The following is a 26,866-nucleotide window of genomic DNA, read 5'->3' on the forward strand; positions in this document are numbered from 1 at the left end:
CGGTTCGCCGCCGGGCCGCAGCAGGGCCCGCGCCCGGGCCTCAGCCCTTCTCCTCCGGCGGGATGGAGCGCGCGGCGCGGCGCGGCGCCCCTGCCGCCCCTGCCGCCACAGGCTCACACCGGCGAGGCCGCCGGCGGCCACGAAGAAGCCGACCTTCAAGGCGACCTTGCCGGACAGCCAGGCCGCACCGAATCCCAGGTGCAGGCCCAGCCGCCAGAAGATCGCGCACACGCCGGCCGCGGCGAGCACCCCCGCCACGACCCCCGCCGCCACCCGCCCCCACCGGCGCCCGTCCGCGCCGTCCCCCGTGTCACTGGTCATGCGGACCACGCTAGAGACCCGTACCGCCGTCCTCGTCCGCACGGAGGATGACCGCGCGGTCAACTTTCGTCGCGAAATCCGCCCGCGATCCGAGCCGAAAGTACCCGGCGGCGGCCGCGTGGTCCGTGGTGACGGTGGTTGTCCTACTGCGGCTTCGGGCCCTTCATCAGCTTGCTGAGCTGCTCCAACTGGCCGTCCTTCATGCCCCGGACGTAGTCCCAGCCGTTGTGGTCGCCGCCCTGGATCTCGTGGATCGTGACCTTGATCGGGCCCTTGCCGAACTGCTGCTGGAACTTCTCCATCCGGTCGCGGCCGCCCTCCTTGGTGCCGTACTGGAAGAAGACGTTCACCTCGGGGCCCTTGCCGCCGATCAGCTTGGGTGCGATCTTCTCGGGGTTGTTCGCGTCCATCTCCGCCTGGTGGCCCTTCCAGAGCGGGGAGTCCGGGACGATCTCGCCGCCGTTGGCTATGACGGCCCGGAAGCGGTCCGGCTTCTGCAGCAGCTGCTTGAGGCCGACGAAGGCGCCGGAGGAGTTGCCCATGAAGGCCCAGCCGTCGCGGGACTTGTACGTACGGAAGTTGGCGCGGGCGAGGTCGGGCACGTCCTCGCCGATCCAGGTGCCCATCTTGGCCTGGCCCGGGATGTCGGAGCCGTCGTAGTAGTACTTGGCGTCCGGGTTGAGGATGGGCATGACCAGGATGAACGGAAGGCTCTTGCCGGCCGCCGCGCCCTCGGCGACGGCCTTCTGGAGGCCCAGCTGCGGCATGGTCGCCCAGTAGTTGTCGGCGTTCCCGTTGCCTCCGGGCAGCGCGATCATCACCGGGAAGGCGCTCTTCGCGTACTCCGGACGGTCGTACTCCTTGGGCGTCCACACCCAGACGCTGCCCTCGAAGCCGGACTTGGCGCCCTTCACCTTGGCCTTGGATATCCGGGTGCCGTCGTCCAGCTTGACCGTCTGCTTGAACTCGGTGAACGGACCGGTGGGGAGGGACACGTCCGGGTCCGCGCTCGGCGCGGAGGGCTGCTTCCCGCCACCTGCCCCGGTGTCCTTGCCGTCGCCCTTGTCCTTGTCCGCTCCGGCGGAAGGCTTCCCGTAGCTGACGGCCTCCCCGTTCCCGTCGAACCAGTCCGTGGTCCAGAAGATCAACCCGGCACCGGCACCGGCGAGCAGGGCCACGGCCACCGCGGAGCCGATCCACACCTTCTTACGGGATCGTCGCCTGGGCTGCTGCGGCTGCGGCTGCGGCTGCGGCTGCGGGTACACGTGCACGAACTTCGCTCCGAACAGTGGGGCTGCCCTCGGGCGGGCAGAACGGGTGGATGGATGGGTGGGTTCTCCTGTTTGGATGCGGTTTTCGACCGTCGGGTTGCACAAACGTGCGGTGAATGTCGTTCGGGCCGGCCGGAGGGCGACCGGAAGCGCCGGGCGGACCGGGCGGACCGAGCGGACCGAGTGGTTCCGGACAGCTTTTGCGCACCCCGCGTGATGTTCCGGCCGAAGATCGGAGTGGCGGGAGGTGTCGCGCCCGGGGCCTGGCGAAATGTGGTCCATGGGGCGCCTGGCTGGTAACCGACCCATATGCGCCGTTCGAGTCCCTTTGCGGACCATGCGAACTGATCCCTACGTTACGGTAACTTCGCTGTCTGTAACGGGGATATCCATGGAGAACGCGAAGCATGAACACCAGCACACTCGATCGCCACAGCCGGTTGGAGGCCCTGGGGGCCCACCTCCCCGAGACCGTGATGACCAACCGGGAGCTGACCGAGGGCATATCCGCCGTCCGTGACGCGGACCTCCAGCGGATCACCGGAATCGCCGAGCGCCGCGTGTACGACCCGGATCCGGCAGCGGCGGAGAACTCCTTCTCGATGGCCCTGTCCGCCGCGCGGGACTGCCTCACCGCCTCCCGTTACGAGGCCGCCGACCTGGACGTCGTCATATCGGCCTCGATCACCCGGTTCACGGACGGCGGCCGCTTCACCTTCGAGCCGTCCTTCGCCGCAGTGCTCGCCCGCGAACTGGGCGCGCGACGGGCCGTCCACTTCGACGTGTCCAACGCCTGCGCCGGCATGATGACCGGCGTCCATCTGCTCGACCGCATGATCCGCTCCGGCGCCGTGCGCAGCGGCCTCGTCGTCAGCGGCGAGCAGGCCACCGCCGTCGCCGAGACGGCGGCCCGCGAGGTCACCGACTCCTACGACCCGCAGTTCGCCTCGCTCTCCGTCGGCGACTCGGCGGCCGCCGTGGTCCTGGACGCCTCGACCGACGAGGCCGACCGCATCCACTACGTGGAGCTGATGACCTGCTCCGCGTACGCGCACCTGTGCATGGGCATGCCGAGCGAGCGCAGTCAGGGCATCGCCCTCTACACGGACAACAAGAAGATGCACGACCGGGACCGGCTCAAACTGTGGCCGCGCTTCCACCGGGACCTCCTGGCCAAGCAGGGCCGGGAATTCACCGACGAGGCGTTCGACTACGTCATCCAGCACCAGGTCGGCACCCGTTTCATCGACTACGTGAACCAGACCGCCGAGGCGGAGTTCCAGGCCCCGATGCCCACCTCCCTCGCGATCGTCGAGAAGTACGGCAACACCGCCACCACCTCCCACTTCCTGACGCTGCGCGAGCACCTGCGGGCCGGCACGGCCCGCACCGGATCCCGGTTCCTCATGGTCCCCGCCGCCTCCGGCGTGGTGACCGGCGCCCTGTCGGCCACGATCACGAACATGGGGGTCTGAACCATGGGAATGGTCATCGCCGCGGCCCACACCGCCACCCACCACGGCACGGGCCCCGCCTCCGCCGTCGAACTCGCCGGCCGCGCCGCCCGCGCCTGCCTGGAGCAGGCACAGGTCTCCCCGTCATCCGTCGGTGTCCTCGTCAACGTCGGCGTCTACCGGGAGTCCAACACCTTCGAACCCGCCCTCGCGGCCCTGGTCCAGAAGGAGGTCGGCATCAACCTGGACTACATCGCCGACCCGGTCCCCGCCGCCGGGTTCTCCTTCGACCTCATGAACGGCGCCTGCGGAGTCCTCAACGCCGTACAGCTCGCCCAGAGCCTCCTGGACACCGCCAGTGCCGAGCGCGTCCTGATCACGGCCGCCGACGTACACCCCGGGGGCGACGGCCGCCTCGACCCCGACTATCCGTACGCGGACCTGGGCGGCGCCCTCCTGCTCCAGCGCAGTGCGGACACCGGCGCCGGGTTCGGCCCCGTCTCGTCGTACGCGGGCGACGGCCCCACCGACACCGAGGGGTACCTCGACACCGCGGCCATGGGCAGCGACGGCCGCTCCCGGATCACGGTCCGCCGTACGGAGGGACACGGCGCGCGGCGCGGCGCACTCGCCGCCGCCTGCGCCGCCGGGTACGCCCGCGAGCACGGCATCGACCTGGACCGCACCCTGGTGGTCGGCCCGAGTGCGGGGGAGCGCGTCCAAGGCGAGCGCGAGGGCGAGGGCGAGCACGAGGGCGAGCCGCACACCGCCGCCCCGATCCTCGGCTACCTCCGGGCCGTGGCCGCCCCGCGTCCCCGAGGCCGCGACCGGCTGCTCCTGGTCACCGCAGGCGCAGGCCCCAGCGCCGCCTGCGTCTCCTACCGGCCCGAAGGCTGGTGACACGGAGCCATGAGTACGAGCACGAGCACGAGTACGGGCACGGGCACGGGCACGGGCACGGGCACCGTTCCCGCTTCCGCGCCGACGGCACCCACGGCACCCACGGCACCGACCGCACCCACGGCACCCACGGCACCGACCGCACCCACCGCAGACGCCGCGCGCAGCCTGGCCGACCGCCTGGCGCGCAACGCCGCCGCCTTCCCGCACAAGCCGGCCGTCATCCACCCCGGCCCCGGCGGCCGCCCGCGCTACCGCGAAGTCACGTACGGGGAGTTACAGGACACGGTCGAGGAGATCGCCCACGGACTCGCCCGCGCCGGGATCACCCGAGGGACCAAGACGGTACTGATGGCCCCGCCCGGACCGGAACTCTTCGCCCTCGCCTTCGCGCTGTTCCGCCTCGGCGCCGTCCCCGTCGTCGTCGACCCGGGCATGGGCGTGCGCCGGATGCTCCACTGCTACCGCGCCGTCGGCGCCGAGGCGTTCATCGGGCCACCGCTCGCCCACCTCGTACGGGTCCTCGGCCGGCGCACCTTCGGCCGCGTGCGCATCCCCGTCACCCTCGGCCGCCACCGGTTCCGGGGCGGCCACACCCTCGCCGCCCTCCGTACCGCCGGTGGACCGAGGACCCCCGCCGCCGACGTCGGCGGCGACGACCTCCTGATGATCGGGTTCACCACCGGAAGCACCGGCCCCGCCAAGGGAGTCGAGTACACCCACCGCATGGCGCTCTCCATCGCCCGCCAGATCGAGGCCGCCCACGGCCGCACCCGTGACGACACCTCACTGGTGACCCTGCCGTTCTACGGCATCCTCGACCTCGTCTACGGCTCCACCACCGTCCTCGCCCCGCTCGCGCCGGCCAAGGTCGCCCGGGCCGACCCCGCCCTGCTCGTGGACGCGCTGGAACGATTCGGCGCCACCACCATGTTCGCCTCGCCCGCCCTCCTGCGGAACCTCGCCGACCACCTCACCACCCTCGGCCGCACCCTGCCCGACCTGCGCTGCGTCGTCTCCGGCGGCGCGCCCGTACCCGACTCGGTCGTCGCCGCCCTGCGCACCGTCCTCGACGGGGAGGCGTCCGTCCACGTCACGTACGGGGCCACCGAAGTGCTGCCGATCACCTCGATCGAATCCGAGGAGATCCTCGCCGAGACCTCCGCCGGAAGCGCCGGCGGAGCCGGCACCTGCATCGGCCGCCCCGTCCCCGGCACCCGCGTCCGCATCATCCCCGTGACCGACGGCCCGCTCGCCCGCCTCCCCGCCGGTACCGCCCTGCCCGCCGGCAGCGTCGGCGAGATCCTCGTCGAGGGCGAATCCGTCAGCCCCCGCTACCACCGGGCGCCCCACTCCGACGCCCTGCACAAGGTGCCCGAGATCGGGCCCGACGCCGCCGCCCCCCTCACCTGGCACCGCACCGGCGACCTCGGCTACCTCGACGACCGCGGCCGGCTCTGGTTCTGCGGCCGCACCTCCCAACGGGTGCGCGCCGCGGGCCGGGACCTTCACACCGTGCGCTGCGAGGGCGTCTTCAACGCCCATCCGCTGGTGCGCCGCAGCGCCCTCGTGGGGATCGGCCCGGCCGGCGCCCAACGCCCCGTCGTCTGCGTGGAGACCACCGTCCCGGCCGGCGGCCCCGCCTGGCGGGACCTGGTGGCCGAACTGCGCGCCCTCGGCGCCGAACACGCCCCCACCCGAGGACTGGAGGAGTTCCTGCACCACCCCGCCTTCCCGGTGGACGTCCGCCACAACGCGAAGATCGGCCGCGAGCAGCTGGCCCGCTGGGCGCAGCGCCGCCTCGCCCCGCCCCCGCCGCCGTTCTCGCGGGCCCGCGCGGCCCGGCTCGTACCGCTCGCGGGCTGGGCGTACCTCCTCGGCGGCGCGCTCTGGGCGGCCTTCGCCGACGTCCCCGACGTACCGCTCCTGCGCCTGCTCTGGTGGGCCGACGCCTTCCTCAGCATCCCGGTGCACGCCGCGCAGATCCCCCTCGCGCTCCCCCGGGGCAGGGCCGCGGGCCACGGCGGCGCCGCCACCGCCGCACTGACCATGCTCTACGGCGCCACCTGGTGGCGGTCGCTGTGAACGTCCTGATCACCGGTGCCACCGGATTCCTCGGCGGCCACCTCGCCGACGCCTGCCTGCGCGACGGCCACCGGGTCCGCGCGCTGGTCCGGCCGGGCAGCGACACCGCCCGCCTGAGCTCCCTCGGACCGGGACTCGAACTCGTACCCGGGGACCTCGCCGACACCGCCTCCCTGGCCCGCGCGGCCATCGGCTGCGACGCCGTCCTGCACAGCGCCGCCCGCGTCGTCGACCACGGAAGCCGCGCCCGGTTCGAGGAAGTCAACGTCGCCGGAACGCAGCGGCTCCTGACGGCGGCCCGCGCGGCGGGCGCCACCCGCTTCGTCTTCATCAGCAGCCCCAGCGCCCTCATGCACCGGCGCGAAGGCGATCGCCTCGGCATCGACGAGAGCACCCCGTACCCCACCCGCTTCTTCAACCACTACTGCGAGACGAAGGCCGCCGCCGAACAGTACGTACTGGCCGCGAACACCCCGTACTTCACCACCTGCGCCCTGCGTCCGCGCGGCATCTGGGGCCCCCGCGACCGCGCGGGCTTCCTGCCCCGCATGGTCGCCTCGATGCGGGCGGGCCGGCTGCCGGACCTGTCCGGCGGCAAACGGGTACGGGTCTCGCTGTGCCACGTCGACAACGCCGTCGACGCCTGCCTGCGCGCGACCGCCGCCCCCGCCGAACGCATCGGCGGCAAGGCGTACTTCGTGGCGGACGCGCAGGAGACGGACCTCTGGGCCTTCCTCACCCGCGTCGGCGCCCTCCTGGACTGCCCGCCCCCGCACCCCCGCATCCCGCTCGCGGCCACCCGCGTCCTCGCCGCGGCCGTCGAGACGGCATGGCGCCTCCACCCGTCGGCCGCCACCTGCCCGCCGCCGCTGACCCGCTACATGACGGCCCTCCTCACCCGCTCCACCACGTACGACACGGGCGCCGCCCGCCGCGATCTCGGCTACGACCCGCCGCGCACGCAGGAGGACGGCGTGAACGGCCTGCTCCGCTGGATCCACGCCAACGGCGGCACCGAGGCCTGGACCCGGCCGGTCGGCACCGGAACCGGCACCCGCCCCCGCACCCGCACCGACCAAGGAACCACGCGACGATGACGCCCCCGCACATCCCGTACCGGCGCCCGGTATCGCCCACGGAACACCTCTACCTGGCCGCGGGGCACGCGCGCGGCGCCATGGCCCTGCGCATCGTCGTGGAAGGCCGCACCGCCCCCGGACCGGCGGCCCTGCGCGCGGCGATAGCCCGGGCCGCCGAAACCTGCCCCGGCTCCCGCCTGGTACGACGCGGAGCCGTCTGGAGCGCCGAGGGCCCGCTGCCCGCGATCCGGTACGCGGCCCCCGCCGCCGGGCGCGTCGACGTGTCGCACCCGGCCACGGCGGCACTCTTCACGGGCCACGCGCACCGAGGCGCCCCACCGGGCTGCGGGGTCCTGGTCATCCCCGGCGCCGCATCCGACACGGCCACGCTCGTATTCAGCGCCTCCCACGCCCTGATGGACGGTCACGGCGCCCTGACCTGGGTACGGGAGGTCTTCCGCGCCCTGCGCGGCGAACCCGGCGCCCCCGCCCTCGCCCGGGACACCGACCGCGCCGTGCTCCGCCGCCTGGGCGCCACCGCCCGGCGCCCCGCACTCCTCCCGGCCCACCCGTCCCCTCTGGGCCCCCGGCCGCCGGGCCCCGAACAGACCCTCTGGCTCCGCCGCACCCTCCCCACCCGCCACCCGGCCCTCACGGCGCGCCTGGCCCAGGCCCTGACGGACAGCGCGGCGGCGGTCGGCACCCGCTCCGGCGGCGCGGGCCGCGGCGGCACGCGGGTCATGGTCCCGGTCGACCTGCGGCGCCACCGCCCCGGCATCGCCGCGACCGGCAATCTCACCCTCCCCCTGTTCCTGGACCTGGGCCCCGGAGGGGAGTGGGCGACGGCACAGGTCACCCTGCTCCGGGCCCTGGCCGACGCCCAAGAGCTCGCCGAGGGCTTCGAATCGTCCCTCCTCCCGCTGCCGCCGACCGCCACCCGCCTCCTGCTGCGGGCCGCCCAGGCGGGCACCGTACGGGCCGACCGCCACCTCGCCTCGGCGGTCCTCTCCCACCTCGGCCGCCTGGACCCGGCCGAGTTCTCCGGCGGGGGATTCACGGCGACGACCCTGTACGCACTGCCCGTCCACGCTCCGCTGGTCCCCGTCTCGATGGTCGCCACCGAGACCGACACCGCCACGGAACTCACGATGGGCGTCCGCGGCGGCCCCGGCCTGGCCGAACGCGCCACCCGCCTCCTGGACGAGATCCTGACCCACCTCCCGGCCGCCACCGAGCAACTGCCGGAGCCAGCGCCGGAGCCCGCGCCGCAGCCTCCGCCCGCGCCGCAGCCCGCGCCCGCGCCGCAGCCCGCGCCCGCGCGCGCAGCGGTGTCCGCGCCGCAGCCCGCGCCCGCGCCGCAGCCTCCGTCCGCGCCCGGCGCCACCGTCGTGGAACTGTTCCGCGCCCAGGCCGCCCGTACGCCCGGCGCGGCCGCGCTCGACGGGCCGGACGGGGTGCTCACGTACGCCGAACTGGACCGCCGCTCCGACGCCGTGGCCGCCGCGCTGCTGCGCCGCGGCATCGGGCGCGAAGACCTCGTCGGTCTGGTCGTCGACCGCACCCCGACCGGGATCTGCGCCCTCTGGGGCATCCTCAAGGCGGGCGCCGCCTACGTGCCGCTGGATCCCGACCACCCCGCCGCTCGGACCGCCGAGGTCCTGCGCGCCTGCGGGGCCCGACTCGTCCTGACCCGGCGTCACCTCGCCGAAGCCCTCGCCGCATTCGCCCCCTGCCCGCTGGTCGCGGCCGAGGACCTCGTCACCGGCCCGCCGCCGCCCCACCACCCCGTACCGCCGGCCCCCGCGCCCGGGGACCTCGCGTACGTCATCCACACCTCCGGCTCCACCGGCCGCCCCAAGGGCGTGCAGATCGAACACCGCGGCCTCGCCGGCTTCGTCCACTGGATGACCCGGGTCTGCCGCGTGGACGCCCGGACCCGCTTCGGCTTCGCGTCCTCCTACGGCTTCGACATCTCCTGCTTCCCCCTCTTCCTGCCCCTCCTGGCCGGCGGCACGGTGGTCCTCGCGCCCGACGCACCCTCGCGCGCCACCCTGCGCCGGCTCGTCACCGACCACCGGGCCGACACCCTCGCCCTCACCCCCTCCCACCTGCTCCTGCTGCCCGACGCGGGTGCGGGTGCGGGCGGGGCAGCGGGCGCGCGTTCGGGCGGCGTACGCACCCTGCTGCTCGGCGGCGAACCGCTGACCCCGGCCGCCGTACGCACCGCCCGTACCGCCTTCGGCCCCGACTGCCGGATCGTCAACGGCTACGGCCCCACCGAGACGACCGTCGTCTGCCTCGCCCACGTCGTCGACGACGCGCGCCCCACCGCCTCCGCGACCCTCCCCATCGGCACCCCCGGCCCCTACGCCCGCGTCGACCTCGTCACCGAGGACGGCGAGCGCATCGGGACCGGGGCCGAGGACGCCGGCCGTACGGGGGAGATCGTCGTCACCGGCCCCCAGGTGGCCCGCGGCTACCTCGGCCCGCCGGACGGCAGGCCCTCCCCGTTCACCGAGCACGAGGACGGCACCCGTACCTACCGCACGGGCGACCTCGGCCGCCGACTGCCGGGCGGGGAGGTCGAGTTCGCCGGGCGCATCGACGGCCAGCTCAAGATCGCCGGACACCGCATCGAGCCCGCGGAGATCGTCGCGGCGCTCGAAGCCCGGCCCGAGGTGAGCCGCGCAGCGGTGGCCGTCCGGCGCCGCCCGCACAGCACCACGCCGGTCCTGTGCGCGTACGTGGTGCCCAGCGCGTACGCCCCGTACGACGACGCCGCCGGCCGCCGCGAGGCCCGGCCCGGCCCGCACGACCCGGAGGGCCCGCTCCGCCCGACGGATCCGCCGGGACCGCCCGGCGGTCCCGGCCTCCCCGCCACCCTGCGCTCCGCGCTCACCGCCCTGCTGCCCGCCGCCATGGTCCCGGCCCACGTCATCCCCGTGGACGCCATCCCCAGCACGGTCAGCGGCAAGGCCGACCTCGACGCGCTGCCCGACCCCTTCACCTCCGCGAACCCCTCGCTCCGCGCCCCGGCCCACGACCCGGCCGAACCCGCCCCCGCCCTCGCCCTTGTCCCCGTCCCCGTCCCCGTCCCCCTCCAAGCCCGGGTGGCCGCCCACTGGTCCGCGATCCTCGCCGTGGACACCGCCCGGCTGTCCGCGGATTCCGACTTCCAGGCCCTGGGCGGAGACTCCCTCGCCCTGGTGGAGATGCTCACCGCCGTCTCCGGAGACCTGCTGGAACCCGCCCAGGCCCGCCGCTTCATGGCCGGCCTCGACTGCCTCGTACGGAACCTGACGCTCGCGCAGGTCTGCGCCCACCTCACCGCCGCCCGAGAGGAGCTCCCCGCATGATCTTCGTCGGAGACGGCGCGCTCCTGCGCCGAGCCGTCGCACACGCCGCGGCGCAAGGCCACCCCGTGGACCTCGTCTGCTCGGCGGACCCGCAGGACGCGACGGGCGGCGCCGCCCCTCCGCACCTCCCCGCCCCGCACCTCCCCGCCCCGCACCGGCCCGCTCCGTACCTGCCCGCCCCGCCGCACCTGCACCTCCCCGCCCACGCCGACGTCAACGCCCACGCCGACGCCCTCGCGGATGCGTGCACGGACGGCATCGTCTGGTCCCTCAACAACCTCCGGATCTTCCGCGCACCCCTGCTCTCCCGGGGCCTGCGCATCCTCAACATCCACAACGGCCTGCTGCCCCGCCACCGCGGCCTGCCCTCCGTGGCCGTCCTCTTCGCCCTGCTGAACGGCGAGCGCGAGTACGGCGCCACCCTCCACGAGGTGGACGCGGGCATCGACACCGGCCGCGTCCTGGCCGTACACCGCTTCCCGGTCGCCCCCGACGCCCGCCACTTCCAGGTCATGCTCCACGGGGTGCGCGCCTGCCAGGCCCTGTTCGAGGAGACCCTGCCGACGGTCGCCGCCGGAGTACCCCTCCCGCCGCCACCCGCCCCGGCGGGCCCGTCGGCGTACCACGGCACCCGCGCCCTGGGCAGCCTGGCGGCCCACCGTGACCACCCGTCGTACGAGCGCGCCACGGACCTCGGCCCCTTCGCCGCGCACGCCCCCGAACTGGCCGCGGCGATCGCGACGGTGACGGGGTCTCACGCCGCCCGTTGCCCGTAGCCCAGGTGAGTTATACCCTCTAGCGATAGTGCAAGCTTCTAGCGTGCGGCCGTGCGTGCCGTCCGTTCCCGTGCCCGACGCCAGAGGAGATCCCCCATGTCCGCCGTTCGCCGCCCCCTCGTCCCCGCCGCCCTGTTCACCTTCCCGCTCGTCGCCGGCCTCCTCGCGACCACCGCGTTACCCGCCGGCGCGGCCACCCTTCCCGGCCCCCGCCCCACCCCGTCCCTGACCTGCCGCGGAGTCGGGGTGGACCCCGGCGCCAAGGTCCGGCACCGGGCCGAAATCCTCATCGACGCACCGCTGCGCACGATCTGGAAGCTCCAGACCGACGTCGAACGCTGGCCGTCCTGGCAGGCCCCCGTGACGACCGCGGAACGCCTCGACCGCGGCCCCCTCCGCCCGGGTTCGGCCTTCCGCTGGAGCACGCCGGTACCGCCCAATCCGACTCCGGCCGTCCGTCTGGAGATCACCTCGACCGTCGAACAGCTCCGCCGCCACTCCTGCCTGCGCTGGACGGGCCCCGCGACCGGCGAGGGGCTGCACATCGACGGCGTCCACGTATGGAACTTCACCCAGACCCCGCACGGTGTCAGGGTGACGACCGAGGAGACCCACACCGGCCCCCAGGTCGACGCGGACGTCCCCACCGCGACCGCCATCCTCCGCCAGGGCCTCGAAGGATGGCTGAAGGACCTCAAGACCACCGCGGAGTCCGGCACCCACCACCGCCCGAAGGGCGCGTGACGCGAACCGTGAGGGGGCCGCGGCTGCGGCCCCCTCACGCATCTCACACCGTACGGGCGGCCCCGACGGGCGAGCGGTGCGACGGGGACGCCGCGTCGGATCCGAGCGCCCCGAGGATGTCCTCCATCCGCTGCTTGGCGTCGCCGAAGAGCATCTGGGTGTTGTCACGGAAGAAGAGGGGGTTCTGCACGCCCGCGTATCCCGTCGCCATCGAGCGCTTGAAGACGACGACGTTCTGCGCTTCCCACACCCGCAGCACCGGCATGCCGGCGATCGGGCTGGCGGGGTCCTCGGCCGCGGCCGGGTTGACGGTGTCGTTGGCGCCGATGACGAGGACGACCGTGGTGTCGGAGAGTTCGTCGTTGATCTCGTCCATTTCCAGGACGATGTCGTACGGCACCTTCGCCTCCGCCAGCAGCACGTTCATGTGCCCCGGCAGACGTCCGGCCACGGGGTGGATCCCGAAACGCACGTCCACCCCCCGCTCGCGCAGCCTGCGGGTGAGCTCGGCGACCGGGTACTGGGCCTGCGCGACGGCCATTCCGTACCCCGGCGCGATCACGACGGACGAGGCGTTCACGAGCAGTTCGGCGGTGGCTTCGGCGGTGATCTCCTGGTGCTCCCCGAGGTCGGTGTCGCCGCTCGCGGCGGCCTCGACGCCGAAGCCGCCCGCGATCACGGAGATGAACGAGCGGTTCATCGCCTGGCACATGATGTACGAGAGGTACGCGCCGGAGGAGCCGACCAGCGCTCCGGTGACGATGAGCAGGTTGTTGTTCAGCAGGAACCCGGACGCCGCCGCGGCCCAGCCGGAATAGCTGTTGAGCATCGAGACCACGACCGGCATGTCGCCGCCGCCGATCGAGGCGACCAGGTGCAGGCCGAGGGCGAGCGCCACCGCGGTGACCGCGATGAGCAGACCGAGGCTCGGGTGGATGACGAAGAAGACGGTGAGGACCACGAAGGCGGCGAGGGCCCCGAGGTTGATCAGGTTCTTGCCGGGCAGCACCAGCGGGCTGGACTTCATGCGCGCCGAGAGCTTCAGGTAGGCGACGATCGATCCGCTGAAGGTGACGGCGCCGATGAACACGCCGATGAACACCTCGGCGTGGTGGATGCCGAGCAGGTCCTGGGCGACCGCGGCATGCCCGGGGCCCTCCGCCTCGACCTCGAAGTAGCCGTTCCAGCCGACGAGTACGGCGGCCAGCCCGACGAAGCTGTGCAGGAGGGCGATGAGCTCGGGCATGCCGGTCATCTCGACGACCTTGGCACGCCAGAACCCGACCCCGGCGCCGACCAGCATGGCGACGACGAGCAGGGTCAGGCCCGTCGCGGTGATGCTGCGCGAGGCCAGGCCGATGGTGGCGGCGAGGGCGATCACCATTCCGCAGGCGCCGAACACGAGACCCGAGCGGGAGCTCTCGTGTTTCGAGAGCCCGGCGAGGCTGAGGATGAACAGGAGCGCGGCGACGATGTAGGCGGCCTGCGCGGCCGTGGCGGCAGTCATGGGGGATCAGCCTCTCGAAAACATGGCGAGCATGCGGCGGGTGACCGCGAATCCGCCGAAGATGTTGATGCTGGCCAGCAGGATCGCGACGGACGACAGCACCGTGATCGTGGTGTCCGAGTGGGCGATCTGCAGGAGGGCGCCCACGACGACGATCCCGGAGATGGCGTTCGTGACGGACATCAGTGGCGTGTGCAGGGCGTGGTGGACCTTGCCGATGACGTAGTAGCCGATGACGATCGCGAGCACGAAGACGGTGAAGTTGCCGATCAGCTGGGACGGGGAGAAGGCGGTCAGGAGGAAGAGCGCCGCCATCCCGGTGCCGGCGAGCACGTACTTCGCCGCAGCGGACATCGGCTTCTTCTCGGGAACGGCCGGCTTCGAGGCCACCGGCGCCTGCGCCTGCGCGGCCGGAGCGGCGGACACCTGCACCGGGGGCGGCGGCCAGGTCGTCTCGCCGTCACGCACCACGGTCATGGACCGCTGCACCACGTCCTCGAAGTCGATCACGTGCCGGCCGTCCTTGGCCGGGGTGAGCAGCTTCATCAGGTTGACGAGGTTCGTCCCGTACAGCTGCGAGGCCTGGGCCGGCAGCCGGGCGGGCAGGTCGGTGTAGCCGATGATCGTCACGCCGTTGTCGGTGACGACCACCTCTCCCGCGACCGTTCCGGCGACGTTCCCGCCCTGCGACGCGGCCATGTCGACGATCACGCTTCCGGGCCGCATGCTCGCGACGTCCTGAGCGGTGAGCAGCTTCGGCGCCGGCCTTCCGGGGATCAGCGCGGTGGTGATGACGATGTCGACGTCGGCGGCCTGCTCGCTGTAGATCTCCGCTGCCCGGCGGTCGTACTCCTGCGAGGTCGCCTTGGCGTACCCGTCGGTGCTCGCCGCCTGCTCCACCTCGACGGCGAGGAACTCCCCGCCCAGGGAGCGGACCTGCTCCGCCACCTCGGGGCGCGGATCGGTGGCGCGCACGATCGCACCCAGGCTGCTGGCGGCGCCGATGGCGGCGAGCCCCGCCACGCCGGCGCCGGCGACGAGGACCTTCGCGGGCGGCACCTTCCCGGCCGCGGTCACCTGACCGGTGAAGAACCGGCCGAACGCGTGCGCCGCCTCGACGACCGCGCGGTAGCCGGCGATGTTGGCCATGGAGCTGAGCACGTCCAGGGACTGCGCGCGCGAGATCCGCGGTACCGCGTCCATGGCGAGCACCGTGATGGGACGCCGCGCCAGCTCGTCGACCAGGCCGGGGTTGAGCGCCGGTCCGATCAGGCCGACCAGCGTCGCGCCGTCGGCCAGCTGCCCGATCTCCTTGCCGGTCGGTGCGTTCACCTTCAAGACGATGTCGGCGCTCCAGGCGTCACCGACCTTGGCGCTCTGCGCGACGTACGCGTCGTCGGTGAACCCGGAGGCCCTGCCCGCCCCCGCCTCGACGACGACCTCGTAGCCCAGCGCGACCAGTTGGCGCACGGTGGACGGCGTGGCCGCCACGCGCGTCTCTCCCGGGCCCGTCTCGGCCGCGACACCGATCCGTTGCGGTGTGGGATGACCCATTGCTTACCTCCCTTGTGATGAACGTGAATGTGGAACGAAGCCGACAGCGGCCGCAGTCCGAAGCCGCCGCAGATCAGTACCCCATGACCGCGTCCGAGCCCGCCCAGATTCTGATCACGCACGCACCCCCTCCAGATACGCGAGAGCCGCTACTCCGTCACATGTCCGCGCAGGCCGCGGCGCAGGGCCGCTTGCGCCCCCGGTGGAACCGGGAGATGCCTGCCGACGCCTGTGATCAGATGCTCGGGACGATCGAGACACCACAAGAGAACAGCCGACGGAGGAGCAAGGGATGCAACTGCGCGATGTCCGACTCGATGATGTCGATGCTTACGTTCGCATGCGCTGTGACCCGGCCATGATGGCCGATCTCGGTGGTCCGCTTCCCCGGGAAGGCATGGAGGAGAAGGTCGGTCGCGATGTTCGGGGTGTGGAAGCGGGCACTCAGTGGATCAAGATGATCGTTCTCGACGAGGCACGTCCTGCGGAGGTGGCGGGAACCGTGACCCTGTGGTCCCACGAGGAAGACGGCGAGCGGATCTCCGAGATCGGCTGGATGGTACTGCCGGAGTTCCAAGGACGCGGGGTGGGCAAACGGGCTGTCCGCGCACTGCTGGAGCTTGCCTGGGCCGACGGCCGGTGGGGGCCGGTGCACGCGTTTCCCGCGACGGCGAACGCCCCTTCGAACGGCATGTGCCGCTCGCTGGGGTTCCGGTTCCTGAAAGGGCGGGACGTGGACTTCGCCGACCGGATCCTGCGAACCAACCACTGGGTCGTCGACCCCCACCCCGAGCACCGCACCGCCGACTGACGCCGCCGCCCCGAGCCTGCCGGCCACCCGCCTGCCCGCCTGCCCGCCTGCCCGCCTCCGAGCCCGCGCGCGGCGAGGTGGTGGACACCGGCGTGGCCGAGGTCGTGGGCCCGGCGGCGGGTAGGGCCGGGGTGTGCGGGAAGATCACTTCGTGACCACCCTTGTCCCGCCTCCCGGGCCCGGCCGGCACCGGGCGATCGTCAGCAGCTCCGTGCGGCCGTCGCGCTGCTGGCGCGCTCGACGGAGTACCGGCAGGGACTCGGGGTCTTCCGGGGCTTGCTCGCGATGGCCGAACTGATGCTCGCCGACGGAGCCTGAGCCGGTCGCCGCCCGGGCCCTCACCCATGGTCGAAGAAGCTCTGACGTCGGCTCACAGCAGATCCGGCATTCAGGTGGCTGACCCGGTAGGCGCGGGGGTGTCGGTACTTCGCGCGCGGGCGTTCCCACGCGGCGACCACGAAGACGATGAAGGGCGCCTGGCCGATGGCCTCCTGGTGGGCGCACAGGGCCCCGGCCTCGGTGTGGGTGAATCGGATCGCGACCCAGAGGTCCGCGACGAGGCCCTGTCGCGGCTTTCACGCGGGGACCGGAAGGCGGGTACCGGAAGGCGGGGACCGATCTTCCGTGAGAATGGTCGGCCGCCGGTGAGACGGGGCCGGTTCCCCGGATCCGGCGGGGGTCAGCCACGGGGCGAGGCGGCCGACCACGACTGCGTCAGCCGTGCTCAGACTGCTGGTAAAGGCTCTGCGCGAAGGCCCCTAGTGCCGTTCCGTAGCTGGTGTCATCGTCGCCGCTGACGTTCACCGCGACGACGCTGCCGGCCGCCGGGTCGCCCGAGAGGTACGGGCCGCCGCTCGACCCCATCCCCATGTGGCAAGGGATGCGTACCAGGGCCTTGGCGGCCGCCCACTTGGTGACGCCGGAGCAGTGCAGGACGCGGTCCGTGTACGGGTAGCCGAAGAAGTGCCCGGCTGTGCCCGGTGCAGAGGTGAACGAGATGGGCTGGGCGCCGACCACCTCCGAGATGTTCCGCCCGTCGGGGCCGGGGTTCATCTCCAGCATTGCGACGTCCTGCCCGTCCGTCTGCCAGTCTTCGGCCATCCGCACCCGGCGCACCGTGAAGCCGCCGTGAGGCCCCGACTCGCCCTGATATCCCGGCACGAAGTAGAGGTTCCGGTCCCAGGCGGCCGCCCGCGCAGGAGATCCCTCGGTCGATGTTCTGACACAGTGCCCGGCGGTGATCACGGTGCGCACCCCCACGACGGTCGCCGTGCAAGCACCAGGGCCCCCGCCCACACCCGAGGACGCATACAGCCGGCCGACCGTTCGGGCTATCAAACCGCCGCCGGTCCACGCCGGCTGGACGAAGTCGTCCTTGACGTCCGTGCCGGCCACCTCGGCCATGCCACCACCACCCCAGTGGGCCTCGACCTCGCGGCGGTCCTCCTCGGTGACGGAGCCGTCGTGGACCACGGTGCTCACCTCGGCGGGCACCGTCCCGCTGCTTCCAACCGTCGTGGCCGGACCACAGCCCACGGCCCCCGCCAGGACCAGAGCGGCCGCTGGTGCCAAGCCCCACCTGCGTGTGTTCCCCATACCCCTTGCACCCTCATCCCGGTTCATGCTCGCCACCCGGGCCCATCGGGGCAAAGTGCGCTCCCGCTCGCGCCTCGATCGTCTGCGTGCGTTGTCGATCAACGGCGTGGAGCTTACGGCAGAGCCGGGAACCAGGTTCGAGGGGGTCGGCCCTCCGGTCGCGGGGTCGCGAAGCGCTGCACTCGCACCATAAATCGAACACGTGCTTGAATTGGTGGATGCAGTGCACCTCCTTCCCCGACGACCTGGTCGGCCTCCAGGCCGACTGGCTCCGTACGTACCGGGAGCTGGCCCGTCGGCCCGCGGCCGCCGGCACGACCCCGCTCCGCCGCCGGCTGATCGCCCTCTCGTGCGCGATCTCCACCCACCCGTACTGGTCGCGCCCGGCCCGTACGGCGGGAGGCCCGGCAGAGCTCCGCCGCGCGGCCGGCGCCCGGTCCTGGGCGAGGGCGGCATGACGAGCGCCTGCCCCGGAAGCGACCACGGGCCCGGCGAGCCGGGCCCCGCCCCCCGGCTGGTCGTCCATCCGCCCGACCACCGGGGGTGGCGCCGGGTGCGGTGCGACGGGCGGAGCCTCGGCACGGCCTACCGGATCAGCGACATAGCCGTCTTCCTCGCGGCGACGGGGATGGAGGACGCCGAGGACTTCGACCTCACGGACCCCGCTCTGGTCGACTGGCGCGGCGGCGGCCCGGACTGCTGGACGCCACCCCCGGCATAGCGCGCGCCTGGAAGAGGAGGCCCGGTGACCGCGTACCTGACGTACTGGCTGGAGGCAGTCGCCGTCCACCAGCTCCGCGAGAACACCCACACCCGCTACACCGCCTGCGTCCGCCAGCACCTCATCCCCGGCCTGGGCAAGAAGAAGCTCGCCAAGCTCACCGCCAAGGACGTCCGCATCTGGCTCAACCAGCTCCGCACCACCTACCAGTGCTGCGCCCGCAGCATCGATGCCGGCCGTGATCAGCCCCGTTGCTGCGCCGCCGGAGCGTGCTGCTCGAAGCGGCTCTCCCCGCTGACGCTGGCGTACATCCACTCCGTACTCAAGTCCGCCTTGGAGCACGCCGTCCGGGAGGAGGAGATCCCGCGCAATGTCGCCCGCAACGTCCGCACGGGCACGCCCCGCCCCCGCCGGTTCGAACCGCTAACGGCAGATGAAGCCCGCCAGTTCCTCGCCGCCGCCCGCGTTGACCGCCTGTTCGCGCTGTACGAACTCGCCCTCCGCACCGGACTCCGCAAGGGCGAACTCCTCGGCCTCCAGTGGGAAGACCTCGACCTCCGCAACGGCACTGCCAGCATTCGCCGCACCCTCCAGCGCACCCAGACCGGTGGGCTGACCGCCCTGCCCACCAAGACCCGAGCATCCGAACGGCGCATCGCCCTCCCCAGCGAGTGCATCCACTCACTCAAGGAACACCGCGAGGTGCAGGAACGAGAACGAGAGGCGGCAGCGGGGCACTGGAGGGACAACAGCCTCGTCTTCAGCACGCCGGCAGGAGGGCCGATCGATCCGGCGAACCTCAATCGCAGCTTCCGCGCCCTCCTCGATCGGGCAGGGCTCCGCCGGATTCGCTTCCACGATCTACGGCACTCCACCGCCACCCTCCTCCTGGAGCAGGGCGTCGAACTCGTCGTGATCAAAGAACTCCTCGGCCACGCCCACATCGGCGTCACCGCCACCGTCTACGCTCACGTCCGGCTCCGCCTCCAGCGCGACGCCATCGACCTCCTGGGACGCACGCTCCGCAACTCCACTGAGACCACCAGTCCAGACGCCATTGCCGACCCACCTCCTTGCGGACCGGCCATCCGCTGACGTTGCCGTCAGCTACTGCCGTCAAGCGCGCAGAAGCCCCACCAGAATCGAAATCCGACGGGGCTTCAAAATTTCCCCTGCGACCAGAACGGAGGGAAATTAGCGCGATTCATCGGCTACGCATGCGCCATACTCTCAGGGTCTATTGAGTGCCACCCTTAGAGGCGCTGCGACGTCGATCCTTGGAGAATTCAATAGCCAAACGCTCTTCGAATTCATCCTTTTGGCCCACATTCCAGTACTTAACGTGACGCCACCGCTCATGGTCGTAATCGTCACGCCACTGCCATGGAGAAACAAGCGCCCAGAGAGTATTCCATGGCAAGGTGATCTGTAGGTGCAGCTGTAGCAGTTCAGCTTCCGATAGCGAGTCTGGGTCGAGAAATGACAGCGAATGCTGAAGCGTCCCAACGAGTTGCAAGAGTGCAACTCTTACGCCGCGTGCAACGTGCCTTTCAATGCTTCCCCGATGCGCGCTGGAAAGCGGATCCGTTCGTGCGACGAGGAACGATTGGATACCCTCGACGTCCGCAATGGTGACATCCTCTCCGTAGCACACTGCCTTCCTATTCGGCAGGGGCATGATTGCCGTCTCCTTTCTCGATCATAGGTGAAATGACGGGTCACCGCTCCCAGATCGGCGCATCGAAATCGAAGTCCACGTCACCCCATTCATCTTTCTTCCAAACCCTAGTTACATGTTCCCAAGAAATTCCGCCGTCGAATGCTATCTCGGCTTCATGGGGAGTCGGGTTCGCCGGGCCGAGTTCCTTCTTCACGTCAATCCCACCCGGGGCCCCTCTAATCTCATAAACATAGCCGTCACGGCCGCCGAACAGGTCTCGGGCTATATCTCGATTCGTAGATGTCCCGACATATCGACTGTGGTTTCGCTGTGCGGACACGTAATCAAGGAGGGACGTCTGGCTGTGCGGCGCCTGGGGCATAAATCCTCCGGCAGCTTCGATTACCTCCGGTCCTCGCGAGTCACCTCGGTAGACGGTGTCGCAGTTATGCACGAGGACCGGCGTGGCGCCTGCCAGCACATAGTACGTGTGGAAGTCGTTGACGGTCAGGTTGTGTGTCGTTACCGCGTAGGGGTAGTTGCGCTTGGCCTTGACCGTGAGGGTGGTGCCGTCCGGCTGGCGGAGGTGTTCGTCCGGGGTGAGTTCGCCGGCGTCGACCCACTGGTGGCGGGTCTCACTCCAGTAGGGGTGGTGAGAGGTGGAGGTGATTTCGGTCGGCGGACCGCGGGGGCTTGCCTCGTCGGTGAGGGTGAGGTCGGTGAAGTCCTTGTCGTCCGGGGTCGTGATGGTGGTGGTGACCGTCTTGGGTCGGGTCTGGCCGGTCTGCGGGTCGGTGGCCATGACCACGTCGCCGTCCTTGACGTCCTCGATGGGCTTCGACGTACCGTCGGCCATCAGAACGCGGACGCCGGCCGGGAAGCTGTTGCACGAGGTCGGTTCGGCCTTGGCCTCCGCCCCACCGCCCTTGACGTCCGCATCAGCCGTCTCCTTGGCGGCTTTGCTTTCCGTACTGGCGGTATCGCTGGCGGTTTCTGTTGCCGCTTTTCGTTCAGCTGATTGGGCTGCCTTGGCTTCGGCGTCCTTGGCTTCCTTGAAGGCCTTCTTGGCCTTGCTGAAGGACTCGGCGGCTTGGGCCGCGCCGCGTTCGGCCGCGTGGACGGCGTCGTAGGCCTTGTTGACCTCCTTGTAGATCTTGAAGGCCTTGATGCCGACCTTGATGGCCTTGGCGATCTTGCCCCAGGGGACGAAGTTGAGGGCCGTGTTGATGCATGCCATCACGTCGCCCTTGGTGAAGCAGTCCCGGGCGTCGTTGTAGCCGATCAGGTCACCGATGAGGTCGACGACCTGGCCGATGAGCTGGTCACGCTTCTTCTTGGTCTGGGTGACCTTGTCGTTGGCCGCGTCCAGGCCGCTGCTGTCCGGCCCGTCATCGCCCCACGAGATGGGAGACACGTGGCTCTCCACCCACTCCATCTCGGGAGTGCAGTCGTTGGTGCACGTGATCGACTTCAGTCCGCTGGGGTCCGATGCGTTGACGGGGCTGTTGTTGGAGTACGCGTACGCGTTCCACTGCTGTGGGTCGCCCGCGTCGATCAGCGGGTCGGGGCTGAGGAAGCGGCCCGTCGTCGGGTCGTATTCGCGGGCGCCGAGGAGGGTGAAGCCGGTGGACTTCTCCTTGGTGCCGCCTACGAAGCCCTTGTCGCCGGCCCAGGCGCCGGGAGCGGGCTGGGTGCCGCGCTCGTTGCCGAAGGGGTCGGAGGCGCGGCGGACCTGGGCCAGGTCCGTGGCGCGGAACTGGACGCCGCCCGTGCCGTGGTGATCGGAGCTCTGATAGGTGAGCGTGGACGTTCCGGCGGTCGTGGTGCGGGTGATGGACAGGCCGCCGGGGGCCGCGTAGGTGCGGACGTTGGAGACCTTGCCGGTGGCGGTGTCCAGGGTGATCTGGTCGGTGCCGAGGTTGAGGGTGGTGGTGCCCGGGTCGCGGCGGATGAGCTGGTTGCCGGCCGTGTCGTACAGGTAGCCGGTGCCGGCGCTCTCACCGGTGCCGGTGATCTTGTCGAGCTTGCCCTGGTCGTTCCAGGTCAGCTTCCTGGTGCCCGGGGTGCTGGTGATCGACGCGGTGTTGCCTCCCGCGTCGTAGGTGTACGAGGTGGCCTTGGTCCCGGACGGGCCCGTTTCGGTGGAGGTCATCAGGGCGTGTGGACCGCCCGTGCCGCCGCCCGTCTTCGGGTCGTTGGACGGGGTGTTCTGGCGGCCGCCGAAGGTCTGGGTGACCGTCGTGTCCTTGGCCGCCTTGCCGCCAGTGTCCTTCCTGACCAGCTTGGTGCGGTTGCCGAGGAGGTCGTACTCGTACTGCTGCCAGTACGGTGCCGGGCCGCCCACGCTGGGCTTGCCGGTGCCGTCGACCGCCGGGCCGTTGACGTTGGTGCAGCTGCCAAGGCCGCGGACGTTCGGCTGCGGGGCCGTGGTCTGGGTGCCGGTGTCGGTCCAGGCCTGGGTCAGTCGGCCCAGGTAGTCGTGGGTGAAGCACTGCAGGTCGCGGGTGGCCCCGTCCTGCGTGTTCCCGATCGAGGTCAGCTGACCGATCTTGTCGTAGGTGTAGTCGACGACGTCGACGCTGGCGGTTGCCGCGGTCTGCTTGTCGAGCGTGGAGTGGATCTGCCGGCCGGTCGCGACGTCGTAGTCGACGGTGGATACGAGCTGCATGCCCGCCTCGCCGACCGTGGTCCGTATCGCCTGCCCGTACGGGTCGAAGAACATGCGCGGGACGTACGTGGCGCGAAGCCCGCCGATGTTGCTGCCCAGCGAGGAGAAGTTGCCGGAGGCGTCCGAACCGATGGTCAGGGCCTCGGAGGCGAGCCCGGCGTTCGGGATGGCCGGCAGGGCCGTCTTGGTGAGCTGACCGTAGGCGTTGTAGGTGCTCTTGGTCTCGTAGACGCCGGCCAGACCCTTCTCGGCCGCAGGGATGGTGATCTTGGTGCCGAGAGCGCGGTAGCCGCCGTCGTAGCCGGTGACTTCAGAGAGGTAGGCGCTGCCGCCGGCTCCGCCGACGTACCGGGTGTTCGTGGAGGGTTTGCCCAGGGCCTTGCTGTCGTAGGTGAAGGCACTGACCTGCTTGGCCGGGTCGACGGCCTTGCCCTCGTACGTCGCGATGGTGCGGCCGAGGAGATCGGTGACGGACGTGGCGCTCTTGCCCCTGCCGTCCGTGACCGTGGTGAGGTTCTTGTCGTCGTCGTAGACCGTCGTGCTTGTCCCGGCGTCCGGATCGGTGGTCTTCACCGTCCGGCCGAGCAGGTCGTAGGCGAAGGTCCACTCGTTGCCGGCGGAGTCCTTGCGCCGCAGTTCCTTGCCCTGGGTGTTGGTCTCGTACGTCGTTTCGTCGTACGGGCCGGTGGGTGTGTTCGCCTTGTACTGGCGCAGCAGCGAGGTGGTGCCGTTGCTGATGGTCGCGGTGGCGTAGCCGCCGTTCGGTGGAAGGGTGCGGGTCTCGTCAACGCCGGGGTACTCCGTCTTGGAGCGCCACTGCTCCACGCCGTACGACTGGAAGACGGAGGCCGTGGGACGGCCTAGACCGTCGAAGACGGAGATGCTCTGAGCAGGTATCTTGCTATCGGGGTTGACGCCTCCGTTGGGCAGGAAGAGTGCGCCCGACGGACCGGCCTCGTCGTTGTAGTACTGGTTGCTGGTCTTGACCTGGCGACCGTGCGAGTCGAACAGGGAATCGGTGATGAGGCGGCCGTCGGCGCCGGACACCGCGCTCGCCTGTGTCTGGCGGACGCGGCCGAGTCCGTCGTAGATCGTGTAGCTGGTCGTGTAGTTCTGTCCCACACCCATGAGCGCCTGGCTCAGGACGGTGGACGGCGCGTTCGTGCCGTTCATCGCGTACGAGAACTTGCGCACGGGCAGGGCGCCCTTCGCGCGCTCCTGGCCGGGCTGCCAGATGGAGGTGACGCGGCCGAAGCCGTCGTACTCGCGTTCGGCGACGTGCTTGTTCTCGTCCGTGGTCACGAGCGGGAGGGAGCGGCCGACGTCGAGGGTGGTGGTCGTCTTCCAGCCGAGCGGATTGGTGTGCGTGACCTCGGTGGGTGCGGTGCCGGTGGCCGGCTTGTACTCCGTGGTCGTGACCGCGCCGTCGGGGTGGGCGGCGTCCTTCCGGGTCTTGTTGGTGTTGCTGGTGACGCGTCCGTACGCGTCGTACGTCGAGGTGGAGTTGAGGCGGTAGACCGGCTTTCCCGCCGCGTCGTACTTCTCAAGGACCGAGGTACCGGTCTGGTCGGCGCTCGCGCCCGACTGTCCGGCGGGCAGGCCGTCGAAGGAAGCCAGGGTGTCGCCGACGGTGTTCGCGGCCGTGGGGGTCTGCCCGCACGCGTCCGAGAGGATCAGGGTGCGCGAAGCCAGCTGGGTGAGGGCGCCGCCGGGGCCGGTGGCGTAGTCGAAGGCGGTGCACAGGCGCTGCTCGGGCCGGGACAGGTCGCCGTTGTCGTCGACCTTGGTCGGGCGGGAGAGCAGGGTGTCGTCGTACTCGGAAGTACGCTCGCTCACGCGCCAGGTGCCGTCCGCAAGCTTGGCGCGGCTGGTGACCTTGGCCGTGTTCTGCGCCCGGGCGGTGATGGCGGGCAGGTCGCCCGACTGGGCGCGGGTCGCGGTGACCTTCTTGCCGAGCCAGGGGGTGGTGACCTCGTCGGCGACGACGGTTGCGCCGTCGCCGTCTCGGTCGTACGTCTGCGTCTGGCGGACCCGGCCGGAGAGGACCTCCTCGTCCTGGATGGTGCCGCCCTGCGCGTCGGGGACGCTGACGCTGCGCTTGGTGCCGTTGGCGAGGACGTCGCCGTCCATGCCGCGCAGGTAGGTGGTCACGCTCTTGGTGCGCGGGGCTTCGGCCTCGTTGCCGTTGCCGGTACGGGTCGTGACGGTGGCGAAGCCGCGGAACTGGTCCCACGTACGGGTCTTGGGGTCGGCGAACTCGGAGTCGTTGCGGTGCCAGGCGATACCGCCGCCGTACTCGTAGTCGGTGACCGTGCTGACCTGGCCCGCCACCATGTCCTGCTGGGTGACGGACTGGACGACGACCTTGTTGAACCAGTCGTTGACCGGGTCCGGGTAGGACTGCTTGGGCAGGTACCACTTGACCGGCATGCAGGCCATCGTGTTGCCGTCCTCGGAGGACGGCATGGTGCCCTTGACCCGGGAGCACTCCGGGGCCTTGTAGACGACGTTGATCAGCCCACCGGTCTCGGTGGTGATCTTCTGGATGCGGGGGCGGTAGTAGCGGGGCGCCGAGGCGTCCGTACCGTCCGGGCGCCGTACGACACCGTCGACACGGTTGGGGATCTGAAGCGGCTGGAAGGAGACCGCGGGCAGTTCCTTCTCGGGCTGTCCGTTGGACGCCTTGCGGACGATCGAATCGAGCCAGAGAGTCGGGGAGGTGCCGTCGCCCGGGTCCTGGAACGACTGGTTGAGGACGTAGGAGTCGACGCGGCGGTAGTCCGTGCCGGCCAGGACCTCGGTGTCGATCTGGTTGATCCGCTTGGTGGAGAAGTAGGTGGGCGACAGGTTCAGGCACTGGCCGGTCGCCGCGCACTCCTGATCGACCGGGGTGTCGGCCCAGGACTTCGCGTTGGCCTTGGTGCGCTGTGCCGGGTCACAGGTGGTGGCGCCGCTGGCGAAGCAGCGCTCCGCGCCGCGCAGCCACACCTGGGCGGCGGGCTTGGCCGTGCCCTTCGCGGCGATCTGGTCGGGCAGGCGCTGGCCGTAGCCGATCCAGGTCGGATAGCTGCCGCGCTGGTACTTGGTGGCGGTGCCGGTGCCGTTGTTCTGGCCGCCGCCGCGCCCGTAGTAGTTGTCCTCCTGCTCGTAGCGGTAGGAGACCAGGTTCTGGTGCGGGTCCACGACGTAGTCGAGGTTCCACTGCCAGCCCAGCTGCTGCCAGGTGCCGTTGGCCGGGGTCTGGGCGCCCAGGCACTTGTCCTGGCCGCTGTTGAAGTACACCGGGACCGTGGAGACGGACTTGGCCTCCGGGTCGGTGCCGTCGCCGCCGGGCAGGCGGTTGGAGCCGAAGTAGTACTGGGTGCCGTCGGTCGTGGTGACCTTGAAGCCCTCGCCCTTCCAGGCGGAGTTCCGCTGGCCGGTCAGGCGCTCGATCTTCGTGCCGTCGTCGCCCTGGAGGCGGTAGACGCAGCTGGTGTCGTCGCGGACGATCTGGCCGGCGTGGCCGGCCAGGTTCAGGGAGAGGATGTCGCCGGCCCAGCACTCATCACCCGAGTCGTTGATGCCCGCGTCCTTGCAGCCCTTGTACGAGCGTGAGATCGAGCCGGGGCTCCACTCCCAGCCCTCGCCGAACGGACCCGCCTGGGCGTTCGTCGACGCGGTGCGGCCGTCCACGGAGGAGGAGTCGTATCCGAGCGAGATGCCCGGGCCGGCGCCGGCGATGCCGTTGGGGACCTCGACGGTGTAGCCGTACGTGAAGTTGGCGGCGTTCGCCCCGGCCTGCCAGGAGGCCGAAGGCAGCAGCGGGGTGGCGCTGTAGTCGCCGTTGGGGCCGCTGGGGCCCGGCTCCAGCGCGATCGCCACGTCTTGGGCGGCGAGCATCTGCGGGGCTTGCGGCGCTGCCGACTTGGCCGCGCCGGATCGGCTCTTCGGCGCGGCCACCTCCGCGACCAGCCGCCCGGAGGGGTCCCGGTGCGAGGCGAGGGGCGTACGGGTCGTGCAGCCGGGGGCGCCGGGGGTGATCAGGGCGCACGTGGGCAGCTGCACCAGACGGGCCCGGTCGCCCCAGTTGGCTCCGGCGGACTTGGCCCACGCCGAGACGTCGAGTCCGACCTCCATCTTGCCCGAGGGGCCGGGCCCTGCGGGGGAGCTGAGGGCGACGAGCGCGCCGTTGACCCCGGCGGCACGGGTCTTGGCGGCGTCCTCCACCTCGACGCGCAGCGTGCTGTCGTGGCTGGAATCGGCATCCGCACCGCCCACTGCGAGGGCGGAGAGATTGATTGAATGATTCGCGCCATTCACTGGCGCAATCCAGACAGGGAGCTTGCCGGCTTGAACCGCCGCGCGCCCGGAGGTGCCGCGA

General features: G+C 71.2%; 17 protein-coding genes. 11 read left to right on the forward strand and 6 right to left on the reverse strand.

Features of this window, described 5'->3' with window-relative positions; translation table 11 throughout:
• Nucleotides 1-464 precede the first annotated feature (464 nt).
• Entirely contained in the window at nt 465-1,592 is a 1,128-nt protein-coding gene (locus tag AB0M92_RS27430) for an alpha/beta hydrolase-fold protein (RefSeq protein WP_366104972.1), read from the reverse strand.
• A gap of 407 nt (nt 1,593-1,999) precedes the next feature.
• Here AB0M92_RS27430 and AB0M92_RS27435 point away from each other — a divergent pair, with 407 nt between their 5' ends.
• The 7 genes from AB0M92_RS27435 to AB0M92_RS27465 all read left to right on the forward strand — a co-directional run bounded on the left by AB0M92_RS27435 (nt 2,000) and on the right by AB0M92_RS27465 (nt 11,986).
• A complete protein-coding gene (locus tag AB0M92_RS27435; protein WP_366104973.1) occupies nt 2,000-3,067 on the forward strand; it encodes a 3-oxoacyl-[acyl-carrier-protein] synthase III C-terminal domain-containing protein in 1,068 nt (355 codons plus the stop codon).
• Nucleotides 3,068-3,070: 3 nt separating this feature from the next.
• Nucleotides 3,071-3,946, forward strand: a complete 876-nt coding sequence (locus tag AB0M92_RS27440; RefSeq protein WP_366104974.1) for a hypothetical protein — start codon at nt 3,071-3,073, stop codon at nt 3,944-3,946.
• A 9-nt stretch (nt 3,947-3,955) separates the two neighbouring features.
• Nucleotides 3,956-6,031, forward strand: a complete 2,076-nt coding sequence (locus AB0M92_RS27445) for a fatty acid CoA ligase family protein (RefSeq protein ID WP_366104975.1) — start codon at nt 3,956-3,958, stop codon at nt 6,029-6,031.
• Nucleotides 6,016-7,128 (forward strand): NAD-dependent epimerase/dehydratase family protein, encoded by a 1,113-nt coding sequence (locus AB0M92_RS27450; RefSeq protein ID WP_366104976.1) that lies wholly within the window; start codon nt 6,016-6,018, stop codon nt 7,126-7,128. The genes AB0M92_RS27445 and AB0M92_RS27450 overlap by 16 nt, the downstream gene beginning before the upstream one ends.
• On the forward strand, nt 7,125-10,466 hold the full coding sequence (locus AB0M92_RS27455; protein WP_366104977.1) for a non-ribosomal peptide synthetase: 3,342 nt from the start codon (nt 7,125-7,127) through the stop codon (nt 10,464-10,466). Before AB0M92_RS27450 ends, AB0M92_RS27455 begins: the two co-directional genes overlap by 4 nt.
• Nucleotides 10,463-11,242 carry a formyltransferase family protein gene (locus tag AB0M92_RS27460; protein WP_366104978.1) on the forward strand — a complete coding sequence of 260 codons (780 nt, stop codon included), beginning with the start codon at nt 10,463-10,465 and terminating at the stop codon, nt 11,240-11,242. The genes AB0M92_RS27455 and AB0M92_RS27460 overlap by 4 nt, the downstream gene beginning before the upstream one ends.
• Before the next feature lie 96 nt (nt 11,243-11,338).
• Nucleotides 11,339-11,986: an SRPBCC family protein gene (locus AB0M92_RS27465; protein ID WP_366104979.1), complete on the forward strand. Its 648-nt coding sequence runs from the start codon at nt 11,339-11,341 to the stop codon at nt 11,984-11,986.
• A gap of 43 nt (nt 11,987-12,029) precedes the next feature.
• Here the strand turns inward: AB0M92_RS27465 and pntB are convergent, their stop codons facing one another.
• Entirely contained in the window at nt 12,030-13,493 is a 1,464-nt protein-coding gene (gene pntB, locus AB0M92_RS27470; RefSeq protein WP_366104980.1) for a Re/Si-specific NAD(P)(+) transhydrogenase subunit beta, read from the reverse strand.
• A 6-nt stretch (nt 13,494-13,499) separates the two neighbouring features.
• Nucleotides 13,500-15,047 (reverse strand): Re/Si-specific NAD(P)(+) transhydrogenase subunit alpha, encoded by a 1,548-nt coding sequence (locus AB0M92_RS27475; protein ID WP_366104981.1) that lies wholly within the window; start codon nt 15,045-15,047, stop codon nt 13,500-13,502.
• A 292-nt stretch (nt 15,048-15,339) separates the two neighbouring features.
• Here AB0M92_RS27475 and AB0M92_RS27480 point away from each other — a divergent pair, with 292 nt between their 5' ends.
• On the forward strand, nt 15,340-15,858 hold the full coding sequence (locus tag AB0M92_RS27480; RefSeq protein ID WP_366104982.1) for a GNAT family N-acetyltransferase: 519 nt from the start codon (nt 15,340-15,342) through the stop codon (nt 15,856-15,858).
• Nucleotides 15,859-16,572: 714 nt separating this feature from the next.
• Here the strand turns inward: AB0M92_RS27480 and AB0M92_RS27485 are convergent.
• The gene (locus AB0M92_RS27485) at nt 16,573-17,352 is read right to left on the reverse strand and encodes a trypsin-like serine protease (protein ID WP_366104983.1); all 780 of its coding nucleotides are present in this window, start codon (nt 17,350-17,352) and stop codon (nt 16,573-16,575) included.
• 320 nt (nt 17,353-17,672) lie between these two features.
• Here AB0M92_RS27485 and AB0M92_RS27490 point away from each other — a divergent pair, with 320 nt between their 5' ends.
• The 3 genes from AB0M92_RS27490 to AB0M92_RS27500 are packed head-to-tail and all read left to right on the forward strand — an operon-like array spanning nt 17,673 to nt 19,270.
• Entirely contained in the window at nt 17,673-17,912 is a 240-nt protein-coding gene (locus AB0M92_RS27490; protein ID WP_366104984.1) for a hypothetical protein, read from the forward strand.
• Nucleotides 17,909-18,175 (forward strand): hypothetical protein, encoded by a 267-nt coding sequence (locus AB0M92_RS27495; protein WP_366104985.1) that lies wholly within the window; start codon nt 17,909-17,911, stop codon nt 18,173-18,175. Before AB0M92_RS27490 ends, AB0M92_RS27495 begins: the two co-directional genes overlap by 4 nt.
• A 24-nt stretch (nt 18,176-18,199) precedes the next feature.
• Entirely contained in the window at nt 18,200-19,270 is a 1,071-nt protein-coding gene (locus tag AB0M92_RS27500) for a site-specific integrase (protein ID WP_366104986.1), read from the forward strand.
• A gap of 142 nt (nt 19,271-19,412) precedes the next feature.
• On the opposite strand, the gene AB0M92_RS27505 is transcribed toward AB0M92_RS27500, so the two are convergent.
• Together AB0M92_RS27505 and AB0M92_RS27510 are read right to left on the reverse strand one after the other, a co-directional pair.
• Nucleotides 19,413-19,853: a hypothetical protein gene (locus AB0M92_RS27505; protein WP_366104987.1), complete on the reverse strand. Its 441-nt coding sequence runs from the start codon at nt 19,851-19,853 to the stop codon at nt 19,413-19,415.
• Between the two features lie 40 nt (nt 19,854-19,893).
• A complete protein-coding gene (locus tag AB0M92_RS27510; protein WP_366104988.1) occupies nt 19,894-26,763 on the reverse strand; it encodes a polymorphic toxin-type HINT domain-containing protein in 6,870 nt (2,289 codons plus the stop codon).
• Between the last annotated feature and the right edge of the window lie 103 nt (nt 26,764-26,866).

The organism is Streptomyces sp. NPDC051582, from assembly GCF_040681715.1.
Classification (GTDB): Bacteria; Actinomycetota; Actinomycetes; order Streptomycetales; family Streptomycetaceae; genus Streptomyces.

Excerpts from the sequence above, each read along its gene's own strand:
- AB0M92_RS27490 (WP_366104984.1), top strand. The coding sequence starts at position 17,673 with ATGCAGTGCACCTCCTTCCCCGACGACCTGGTCGGCCTCCAGGCCGAC.
- AB0M92_RS27480 (WP_366104982.1), top strand. The coding sequence starts at position 15,340 with ATGCAACTGCGCGATGTCCGACTCGATGATGTCGATGCTTACGTTCGC.
- AB0M92_RS27440 (WP_366104974.1), top strand. The coding sequence starts at position 3,071 with ATGGGAATGGTCATCGCCGCGGCCCACACCGCCACCCACCACGGCACG.
- AB0M92_RS27455 (WP_366104977.1), top strand. The coding sequence starts at position 7,125 with ATGACGCCCCCGCACATCCCGTACCGGCGCCCGGTATCGCCCACGGAA.
- AB0M92_RS27505 (WP_366104987.1), bottom strand. The coding sequence starts at position 19,853 with ATGCCCCTGCCGAATAGGAAGGCAGTGTGCTACGGAGAGGATGTCACC.
- AB0M92_RS27495 (WP_366104985.1), top strand. The coding sequence starts at position 17,909 with ATGACGAGCGCCTGCCCCGGAAGCGACCACGGGCCCGGCGAGCCGGGC.
- pntB (WP_366104980.1), bottom strand. The coding sequence starts at position 13,493 with ATGACTGCCGCCACGGCCGCGCAGGCCGCCTACATCGTCGCCGCGCTC.
- AB0M92_RS27465 (WP_366104979.1), top strand. The coding sequence starts at position 11,339 with ATGTCCGCCGTTCGCCGCCCCCTCGTCCCCGCCGCCCTGTTCACCTTC.
- AB0M92_RS27435 (WP_366104973.1), top strand. The coding sequence starts at position 2,000 with ATGAACACCAGCACACTCGATCGCCACAGCCGGTTGGAGGCCCTGGGG.
- AB0M92_RS27475 (WP_366104981.1), bottom strand. The coding sequence starts at position 15,047 with ATGGGTCATCCCACACCGCAACGGATCGGTGTCGCGGCCGAGACGGGC.
- AB0M92_RS27445 (WP_366104975.1), top strand. The coding sequence starts at position 3,956 with ATGAGTACGAGCACGAGCACGAGTACGGGCACGGGCACGGGCACGGGC.
- AB0M92_RS27460 (WP_366104978.1), top strand. The coding sequence starts at position 10,463 with ATGATCTTCGTCGGAGACGGCGCGCTCCTGCGCCGAGCCGTCGCACAC.